At 55.2% G+C, this 9,422-nt stretch carries 10 protein-coding genes; 2 read left to right on the top strand and 8 right to left on the bottom strand.

Annotated elements, in window-relative coordinates; genetic code table 11:
- Positions 1-78 precede the first annotated feature (78 nt).
- The 4 genes from DKB62_RS12450 to DKB62_RS12435 form a co-directional block, all read right to left on the bottom strand.
- The gene (locus DKB62_RS12450) at positions 79-516 is read right to left on the bottom strand and encodes a hypothetical protein (protein WP_095628712.1); all 438 of its coding nucleotides are present in this window, start codon (positions 514-516) and stop codon (positions 79-81) included.
- An 85-nt stretch (positions 517-601) separates the two neighbouring features.
- A complete protein-coding gene (locus DKB62_RS12445; RefSeq protein WP_107195549.1) occupies positions 602-1,009 on the bottom strand; it encodes a hypothetical protein in 408 nt (135 codons plus the stop codon).
- A gap of 126 nt (positions 1,010-1,135) precedes the next feature.
- On the bottom strand, positions 1,136-2,920 hold the full coding sequence (locus tag DKB62_RS12440) for a DUF4127 family protein (RefSeq protein ID WP_414467278.1): 1,785 nt from the start codon (positions 2,918-2,920) through the stop codon (positions 1,136-1,138).
- Between the two features lie 99 nt (positions 2,921-3,019).
- Positions 3,020-3,685, bottom strand: a complete 666-nt coding sequence (locus DKB62_RS12435) for a trimeric intracellular cation channel family protein (protein ID WP_095628709.1) — start codon at positions 3,683-3,685, stop codon at positions 3,020-3,022.
- Positions 3,686-3,762: 77 nt separating this feature from the next.
- Here DKB62_RS12435 and tadA point away from each other — a divergent pair, with 77 nt between their 5' ends.
- Both tadA and DKB62_RS12425 read left to right on the top strand, forming a co-directional pair.
- Complete coding sequence (tadA, locus tag DKB62_RS12430; protein ID WP_107195551.1) at positions 3,763-4,218, top strand: tRNA adenosine(34) deaminase TadA; 456 nt, start codon at positions 3,763-3,765, stop codon at positions 4,216-4,218.
- Between the two features lie 141 nt (positions 4,219-4,359).
- A complete protein-coding gene (locus tag DKB62_RS12425; RefSeq protein WP_107195552.1) occupies positions 4,360-5,073 on the top strand; it encodes an SIMPL domain-containing protein in 714 nt (237 codons plus the stop codon).
- Between the two features lie 56 nt (positions 5,074-5,129).
- Here DKB62_RS12425 and DKB62_RS12420 read toward each other — a convergent pair whose 3' ends face one another.
- The 4 genes from DKB62_RS12420 to DKB62_RS12405 form a co-directional block, all read right to left on the bottom strand.
- Entirely contained in the window at positions 5,130-6,566 is a 1,437-nt protein-coding gene (locus tag DKB62_RS12420; protein ID WP_107195553.1) for an Rne/Rng family ribonuclease, read from the bottom strand.
- A gap of 185 nt (positions 6,567-6,751) precedes the next feature.
- On the bottom strand, positions 6,752-7,033 hold the full coding sequence (locus DKB62_RS12415) for a hypothetical protein (RefSeq protein WP_232818746.1): 282 nt from the start codon (positions 7,031-7,033) through the stop codon (positions 6,752-6,754).
- Positions 7,034-7,173: 140 nt separating this feature from the next.
- Complete coding sequence (locus tag DKB62_RS12410; protein WP_107195554.1) at positions 7,174-8,028, bottom strand: MurR/RpiR family transcriptional regulator; 855 nt, start codon at positions 8,026-8,028, stop codon at positions 7,174-7,176.
- 57 nt (positions 8,029-8,085) lie between these two features.
- Positions 8,086-9,405 carry a gluconate:H+ symporter gene (locus DKB62_RS12405; RefSeq protein WP_087477329.1) on the bottom strand — a complete coding sequence of 440 codons (1,320 nt, stop codon included), beginning with the start codon at positions 9,403-9,405 and terminating at the stop codon, positions 8,086-8,088.
- Positions 9,406-9,422 lie beyond the last annotated feature (17 nt).

Raw genomic sequence — 9,422 nt, 5'->3', positions numbered from 1 at the left:
AGGCAGTATTATACCGCATTACGGCTGTATTGCCAATGGCTCGGAGCCGTCGTTCCGACTCTCCATAGCAATGAAGAGTTATCGGCGGTCGCCGCGGCGATGAGGAGGCGCCGGACGATGCTTTTTGCCGTCTTTAAACTTCTGATCTCTCTGTGGCGGCGCGAACAATTCCTTCAGCGTATCTTCAGAAATTCCCGTCCTTTCGGGAAGTTTATGCATAAACCGCCGATGATCCCGCTGCCCTTTCCGTTCAAACCGTTCCATTTCGTCATACAGCTTAAAGGCCTGGTCCTGCGTAATCTTGCCGTCCCGTACCATAGCCTGCACGCGATGGGAAAAATCAAAGGTGCCGTGGAACCCCGGGCCGGCCATACCGATGCGGTGCGGCGGAGGCGGCGGGCCGGGACGCATGTCGGCAGCCGAAGCCTGGCTGTTCGGCATAACCGTCATGACGGCGGCAGCAGCGCCTACTAATGCAAAAGATGCCAATTTTTTACGCCATGTTGTCGTTTTCATATGATTCAGCTCCTTCACGCTTTCTGTGGTTTCATATGCTTAACTGCGCAGGGAGTATATTCTCCCGTCGCCCATCTGATTCCTATTAAGCCCGTCCGCGGCGAGGCGCATCTTTTTTGTCGCCATGGCCCTTCTGGTCGTGGTTGACCTTATCCTTGCCGTTTCTGACGTCGCCCTTCTTAGGCGGCTGCTTTTTCATGACGCCGGGCTTCTTTGCATCCTTCTTTACTTCTTTCTTTATGTCTTTTTTATCGGCCTTGCGGTCTTTTTTGACATCCTTCTGAACGTCCTTACGCACGTCTTTCCGGTCTCCCGGCTTCCGCATGTCGTTATCATGCTTAGGCCCGTCCTTTTGAACGGCTTTGACAGGCAGTCTTCCATGGGTCATATCGGCAGCCGAAACCATAGAATACGGCGCAGCTACGACGACGGCCATGATGCCGGTCATAACAGAAGCTATAATCTTTTTGCGCAGCGAATCTTTTAATTTCATCGTATATCAGCTCCCTTTATTCAAATGCCTTTGGTATATGAATAGTATAGCTAATAATTGTTACAATTTTGTTACAGCACGATGTCATTGTCGACACAATGCGGCTTGCCGCGCTTCCCCTTTCGATTACTTAGGAGCCCACGTACGGTTTTTCTGAGCTGCTTCTTCCTTAGCGTTCAATTCCTGGGCCTGCTTTTCCGCTTCATACGCGGCTTTCGCGGCGGCTTCGGCCTCTTTCAGCCGTTTTTCCAAGGCCGGGTCCACCTTGCCTCCCTTAGCAGCCTTCTTAGCGTCCTCCAGGGCCTTCTTGGCGTCGTTCAGGACTTTGCCCAGACGATCCAGCTCTTTCTGCTTCAATTTCTGCCGTTCCCGCCATTCCAGATTGACGTCGGGCTTATCGTGGACATCCACGTACACTTCAAACAAGCGGTTCCACGGCAAGGTTACATCGACGGTCCGCGGGTCGACGCCCAAATACGTGCCGGCATAGCGTTGGAGCTGCTCCTTCGTCAGGCTCTGAAGCTCCCTCATGACCGTCGGGTAATAGCGCTTCGCCGTACCGGCTTCCAGCTTCTGGTCCATGCGGGAAATATAGTCGCGCACGTTGGCCTGATAGGCCCAGTTGTCCAGATACTGCGTCGTCAGCATGTCGCGGTGCGCTTCCGGCGTCATATACCGCGACAGGACGCCCTGAGACAAGCCGTAGCCGACGGAATTGCTCGCCGTGTTCCAGCCGTTGTACGCCGCCAAACGGTACAGCATCTTGTCCTGATACAAGCCGTATACAAGGGTATTGTCCGAGCCGTTGGAAAAGGCCATATCGACGAGGCTGACGGGAATGCCGGCCTTGACGGCCGTTTCGATCTGCGTCAGGAATTCCCGCGTCGACTGCAGCATGATGGGGAAGTTTTCAAAATTCCCCGATTCGCTCGTCGACGACGTAAGGGGCGTGTTTACTGCCAGCAGTAAATCGGGCCGTTCCGTTTCGGTTACCGTCCCGCCAATCGCCTCGATATGAGCGGCAATCGTCTTGCCGATAGCCTGGCCGTCATAGCTCGGCACGGTCTTTTCGCCGCCGCCCAAGGGGTAAATCACCGTGACCTTGGGATGATAGTTCGTAAAATCATTGTTTGCCCGCGTAATGAGCAGCAGCCCCAGCTGGTCTGCGCCGGGGAAAGAGCCGAAGGACGTCTTAGGCACGTCGGCGCCGGCCATTTCCAAATACTTCGATTCGAGGGACGACTGGGTATTGACGGAATTATCGTCATGGCCCAGGCTGTAATATTTGAAAATCCCCTTCTTAGCATCCTGAATAAGGCGGTAATTGATCATCATGTTCTTCTGCCGGCGATTATACCAGTCCTGCAGATATTCCAGAGGAATCCGGCGCATGACGGCAAACCAGCTGCTTCGCTCCTGGGGCGTCAGGTTATCTACGTCCATCTTAGCTTGCAGCGACGCCAGCTGATACATATCCGTTCCCATTTTCAGGTAATAGTCAGGCTCTACGCCCTTGCCGCCGGCCCAAGGGCTGCGCATGACCGTACTGAAAGCGTAAATAGGCACGTTTTTATGAAGCTTATGCAGGTTTTCCACCTTTTCCAGCCGTCCGACGAGGGTTTCCATGTCGAAATTGTGCTTCCGCGAATCGACGAGACCGCCGTATACCAGAGAATCAATAGATAAGACCATCGCGTCGGCCAGGCCGGCGTTCTCATTGACCCAGCGCAGGAGCCGGTCTGGCGAGCCCTGGAAATTAGATCCGGACAAATATTGCTCCGGCGGCGTGAGAATCGTATATCCTGCGTCTTCCGCCGTGTTGACCGTATACGCCAGATCGACGGGACGATTATCCTGGGGAACGTATAAAATCGTCCGCGCCATCGCCGTCGGCCCGACGCTCATGAGCATGGACAAGACGGCGGCGCCTACGGCTTTTTGCCAACCCTTCAAAAGTACCACTTCCTATCAAATATAATGAAATCATTGTAATGATTATAGCAAACTCCGTTAAAAAATGGAACTCTTCGTCGTCCTGCGCACGCGGGGCAAGTTCCAGTGAAGGCGCACTGCAACTAGCCGCAGGCAGACCGTAAAGGCAAAGCTCAAGGTCGACGCGGCGTATATAGTGAAGCCCCAATAGATGTGGACGGAAAGCAATATGCACGCCCCGGCCAAGGCCGCCGTCGCATAAATTTCCTTTTTCAATACGCCTGGTATCTGCCCGGCCAGCACGTCGCGGACGACGCCTCCGCCTACGGCGGTCAGCACGCCGAGGGTGACGTTCAGCACCCAGTACTGGGGATAGTAATAAAATCCCATGAGCGTCCCCGTGACAGTAAATGACCCTAGGCCGATGGCGTCGCAGACGAGATAGACTGATTCCATTTGATGAACCAGACGCTGGCGAGACGACACGTTGACGTAGCGGATAAATAAGACGACGGCGACGATGGAAAGGGCGATAATCCAGACGTACAGCGTCGTGCGGAACGCCGACGGCGGCGTATGACCCAGCATCAGGTCGCGGACAATCCCTCCGCCGACAGCCGTCGCAGCCGCCAAGACAAAAATACCGAATAAATCCATGCGCCGGGAAATCGCCACCAGCGCCCCCGACAAGGCGAAGGCCGACGTTCCCAATATATCAAAAACCTGCCACCAAATAGATTGCATATGACACCTCGATTTAGTAAAATAATACAATACATACCTTACCATACTATATTATATAGGGAGAATCAAGACACGTCATGACAAAAGACGAATTTTACATGGGCAAAGCCATAGAAGAAGCGAAAATCGCCGCCGCCGTCGGGGAAATCCCCGTAGGCGCCGTCGTCATTTATCAAAAGAAGGCCATTGCCCGGGCCTACAACCTGCGCGAAACCCTGCCCTGCGCCACGGCCCACGCCGAGCTCTTGGCCATTGAAAAAGCCTGCCGGGTCCTGGGACGCTGGCGGCTTACGGGCTGTACCCTCTACGTCACCGTCGAGCCCTGCCCCATGTGCGCCGGCGCCATCGTCAACAGCCGCCTCGACCGCGTCGTCTACGGCTGCGACGATCCAAAGGGCGGCGCCGTCCGTTCACTGTTTCAAATCGTCGACAATCCGGCCCTGAACCACCGCGTCGAAGTGACGGCTGGCGTCCGGGCCGACGAATGCGCCGCCATCATGCGCGATTTCTTCCGCAGCCGGCGGCAAAAATAAACAAAACACAACTATCTGACATAATTATGACATAATTGTTACAGTTTCTGCACAGTCCTCTCCTTCGTATTGAGGGACTTCCGGCGAAATGCTATAATAGGCCTACCAATAAGATACATTGCGCTAAAAGGAGGTCCTATCATGAAATATTATCCCGTCAAAGCCTTGGCCGTCGCCGCCCTGCTCATCGGTTCCACGGCCTTTATGTCCCCGTCCTATGCCGCTGCTCCCGAACCGTCGGTCATCCACGTCACGGGCTACGCCCAGCAGGAAGTCGCTCCCGACACGGCCTACGTCACCATCGGCATGGAAACGACAGGAGAAGACGCTCAGCAGGCCCGCACGCAGAACAACGAAGTCATGAGCCAGGTCACGGCGGCCATGAAATCTATGGGCATCGCCCCGGAAAACCTCAAGACCATGGGCTTCTACATGTCGCCGAACTACGACAGCAAGAGCCGCAAGATCGTATCGTACACCGTAACGAATAATCTGCAAATTAAAGTGTCCGACCTCGACATGATTCCCCGCATCATCGCCAAGGCGGCCAACCTGAACGCCAACTCTATTCAAGGCATCCGCTTCACCAACGAAAAGACCGAACAGATTAAGGACAACCTGGTCAAGCAGGCCATCATCAACGGCAGACGGCAGGCCGAAGCCGCCGCCCAGGCCGCAGGCATGTCCCTCGGCAAGGTGAAGGAAATCAGCATTTCCGGCCGATCGCCGTCCTATGAAAACGGATACGCCGGCGCGACGCTGCGCATGTCTGCAAAAGCCGCCGACTACGCCCCCGTCGAAGCAGGCACGAATACCTTAAGCGAAACGGTCACCATGACGTTCTATCTTCAATAGCATATGACGAACACGAAAAATGCCCCGGCACCCTGTTGTGCCGGGGCATTTTTCATTTATTCATGATACGACAAAATCGAAAATACTTCCCTGTTCGGATGATCTGACGCTTCGAAATGAAGCGTCCGGGACAGCTCCCGCTCCAATTCGTCCCGCCGTTTTTTATCTTTTAAGACGGCTAATACGTCGGCATGAGCGCAAATGAGCAGGTCGCCCTTTATATAGCGCACGTGAACCATATGGCGCAGGCGGCGGATAATCTGGATCGCCACCGATTCGGGAGAATACAAATATCCCGAGCCGCCGCAGATATCGCAGGGACTGAACTGTACCTGATACAAGCCCTGCCGGGCCTTCTTGCGGGTAATTTCCACCAGATTCAGGGCCGTCATGCCCAGGACGTGGGTTTTCGTGCAGTCCTGGGCCATTTCCCGTTCCAGTATCTGCAGAATTTCATCGCGCCGCACAGGCTGGGCCATGTCGATGAAATCAATGATGATGATGCCGCCGATATCGCGGAGCCGCAGCTGCCGGGCAATTTCCACGGCCGCTTCCTTATTGACGTGAAATATCGTGTCCTGCAGAGTGCCGTTGCCCGTATACTTGCCGCTGTTGACGTCGATGACCGTCAGCGCCTCCGTATGGTCGAAGACCAGCGTGCCTCCCGACGGGAGCGCGACTTCACGGGCCATAAGGTGCCGCAGCTCGTCTTCTAAATTGTAGCATTCAAAAATGGGCTGGTCGCCCTGATACAGCTCGACGCGGCTGCGCCACTGGTCGTCCGTCACGATTTGGCAGATGCGGTCGTAGGCATCCTTGTCGTCGACGACGATTTTCTTTACGTCGGCCGTGAAGTGATCCCGTATCATCCGCATGACTAAGTCGGCCTCACGGTACAGGAGCTTGGGCTTTTTCGCCAGCTTATACCGCTGCTGCACGCTGTCCCACGTCCGCAGCAGATAGCGGATATCGGCCAGCAATGCCTCTTCCGACACGCCCTTGGCGACGGTGCGTATGATCAGGCCCATGCCGGCCGGCTTGATTTTCGCCGTAATATCGCGCAGGCGGTTCCGTTCCTCTTCGTCCCGTATTTTTTTCGACACGCCGACGTAGTCCACCGTCGGCATGAGGACGGCGTATCTCCCGGCCAGGCTGACATTGGCCGTCACCTTGGCCCCCTTGCTGCCCCGTTCCTCCTTGATGACCTGGACGAGGACGCTCTGGCCGACGGAAATATGGGTCTGCTGAATTTCTTCCTTCGTCGCCGCCCGGGGAAATAAATCGCCCAGATACAAAAAGGCGTTTTTCTTACGGCCGATATTGACGAAGGCCGCCTGCAGGGCCGGCAGGATATTTTGTATGGTTCCCTTGTAAATGTGATTGCCAATGTGGGTCTCGTCGTTCCGCTCGACGGCGAAATCGCGGAGACGACCGTCTTCTATGATAGCCATGCGCGTTTCTTCGGGCATGACGTTTCCTACGATTAGTTTCATCTGCTGTTCCTCACTCTTAAAAACTATGAAAACATTGTATCATAAAAACTACAGTCAAGCCATATATGCCGCCAGCCCAAGACGGCAAATAAAATACCCGCCGACAGCTCGTCGTCGCTGCCTGCGGGTATTTTATTATATGAGATTAAAAGGGAGATCATATCCTCCCCTATTGGGGAGCCATGTTATTTGGCGATGGCGATAATCGCTGCGACGGCGGCTACGCCCAAAGCCCAGTTGGCTTTCTTGTTGGCGTCGTCAGCGTCTTCCTGAGTTTTGCTCTTATGGTCTTTTCTATCGCGATCCCAGTCTCTGTCGCGATGGTCGCGGCGGTCGTCTCGCTGTTCCCAGCCTGGCCGGTCGTGTCTCGGGCCGGCAGCCTGAACGGCAACGGCTCCGCTGAACGTCGTCAGTACCAACGTCGTAACCAACGTCATCTTCAAAATATTCTTTATGCGCTTCATCATCTGTACCACTCCTTTAGCTGCCATTCCAGTGTTTTCCTTTGGTTGATACATATAGTATACAGCACAAATGTTACAATTGTGTGTCATTTCTTTGGCAAGTTATATACTTTTTTCGCATACAAGGCCCTGAAGGATATGCTTTATATTCTCTTTTTCGTAATTTCCCGCCGCATTTTCTGCATGTTGTCCTGAAACAGCTCGGCGTCGGCCATGGCGATGCGCGTGTACAGGACATCGCCGATAGCCATGTGAATGAGGCGCGACGCGCCGGCTTCGGAAGAGTATCGGACTTCGCGGCCCATACCGCACAGGCACACGTCGGCCAGCTTTGCCAGCGGCGATTTGGCGTGACTCGTAATGACGACGATAGACGCGCCGCTGTCCTTCGCAGCCTGCACGGACTGGAGCAGCTCCTGGGATGCGCCGCTGTGGGAGACGGCGATGACCGCATCGGCCGGCGACAAGAGGGCTGCCGACGTAACCTGCATGTGCGAGTCCGCATAGGCCTGAATGGCCAATCCCAGGCGGAGGTAGCGCGTAGCGATGTCCCGGCACACCGTCGCCGAGTTGCCGAAGCCGAACACGGCGACGCGGCGGGCCCGGCGCAGGATACGGGCCGCGTCGTCTACAGCGTCGTAGTCCAGCAGAGCCAGCGTATCCTGCAGGCCGTCGCTGATGTTTTGAAACATCTTGGACGCTACGACAGAACAGCGGTCGCCGCTGCGGATGTCGTGAAATTCTTTATTTTCTGCCGCCGACATGCCGGCAATGAGGTTCAGCTTCAATTCCTGCAGACCGCTGAACCCCAGCTTTTTACAAAACCGCGATACTGTAATTTCCGAGCTTTCCGTAGCGTTGGCAATATCGGAAATAGTCTGCTCCATGATCTCTTCCGGCGCAGCGACGATATAATCGGCAATACGGCGCTCTGATTTCGTCAGACCGCCGTATGCGCTGCGCAGCACGGGAAATTGCTGGATTGCTTTTTCATCCATAGGCGCGTCTCCCCTACCTTGCAAATTTTCATAGTATTTCTATGACTCTATTTAATTTTATACTAAAAATGCGTCGATAACAAGTACGCCGAGGAGGCCCATGACGGCGATGATCGTTTCCAGCGCGCACCAGGTACGCACCGTTTCCTTGACGGTCAGGCCGAAGAATTCTTTAAACAGCCAGAAGCCGGGGTCGTTAGGCGGGCTGAAGATGAGGGAGCCTGCGCCTGTAGCCAGTACCATCAGCTCAGGATTGGCCCCGGTAGCCGCGCAGATCGGAGCGGCAATGCCGCCGGCCGTCAAGGCCGCGACAGTAGCCGAGCCGCAGGCTGTACGGATAACGGCAGCAACGAGCCAGGCCAGTACTAACGGAGACAAGTCTGCACCAGCTACCAAGTCGCCAATATAGGTACCAACGCCGCTGTCGATGAGGACCTGCTTGAGGGCCCCGCCGCCGCCGACGATGAGGAGAATCATGGCGATAGCCAATACTGCGTCCTGGACGATTTTCATGACTTCATCCATCTTCTTGCCGCGGCCCAGGCCGAAGGTGTAAATGGCAATGGCCACAGCGATGGTCAGGGCCATGTCCGGCTGGCCGAGGAAGGTCAGGATATGGCGTGCTCCCGAAGCTTCGGGAAGAGCCAATTTCGCAATAGCTGATGCAGCCATGAGGACGACCGGCACGAGAGCAGTGAAAACGGAAACGCCGAATCCGGGCATTTCATCGTCTTTAAAGATTTTAGGATTGTACAATCCCTTAGGAATTTCCGGGTTAATATCCTTCGTCAAATTGTAATACAGCGGGCCGGCGACGATAGCCGTCGGAATGGCGATAATCGCGCCGTATACGAGGGTCGTGCCGATATCGGCGTTATAGATGATGGCGATAGCCGTCGGGCCGGGATGGGGCGGCAGGAAGCCGTGCGTGACCGACAAGGCCGCAGCCATCGGGATGCCTACTTCGAGAAGGGGAATCTTCGCTTCTGCAGCGATAGTGAATACAAGGGGAATCAAGAGGACGAAGCCGATTTCATAGAACAGGGCGATGCCGACGATGAAGCCTGTCAGGCAGACGGCCCATTTTACCTTTTCCCGGCCGAAGACGTTGATGAGCGTCGTGGCGATGCGCTGTGCGCCGCCGCTTTCGGCCATGAGCTTACCCAGCATAGCGCCGAAGGAAACGACGATAGCCAGGCCGCCGAGGGTTCCGCCCAAGCCTTTTTCAATAGTCGGGATCAGCTTGTCGATGGGCATTCCTTCGGCCAGGCCGACGAGACCGGCGACGACCAGAAGGGCCAGGAAGCTGTTCAGCTTGACTCTGACGATGAGGAAAAACAGTACGAGAATACCGATGGCAAGTATGACTAGCGGCATGAGTATGACCTCCTTCT

The sequence above is a fragment of the Megasphaera stantonii genome (genome assembly GCF_003367905.1).
Classification (GTDB): Bacteria; Bacillota; Negativicutes; order Veillonellales; family Megasphaeraceae; genus Megasphaera; species Megasphaera stantonii.
Note: the sequence above shows the minus strand (reverse complement) of the source record. Positions and strands in the feature narration are given on the sequence as shown.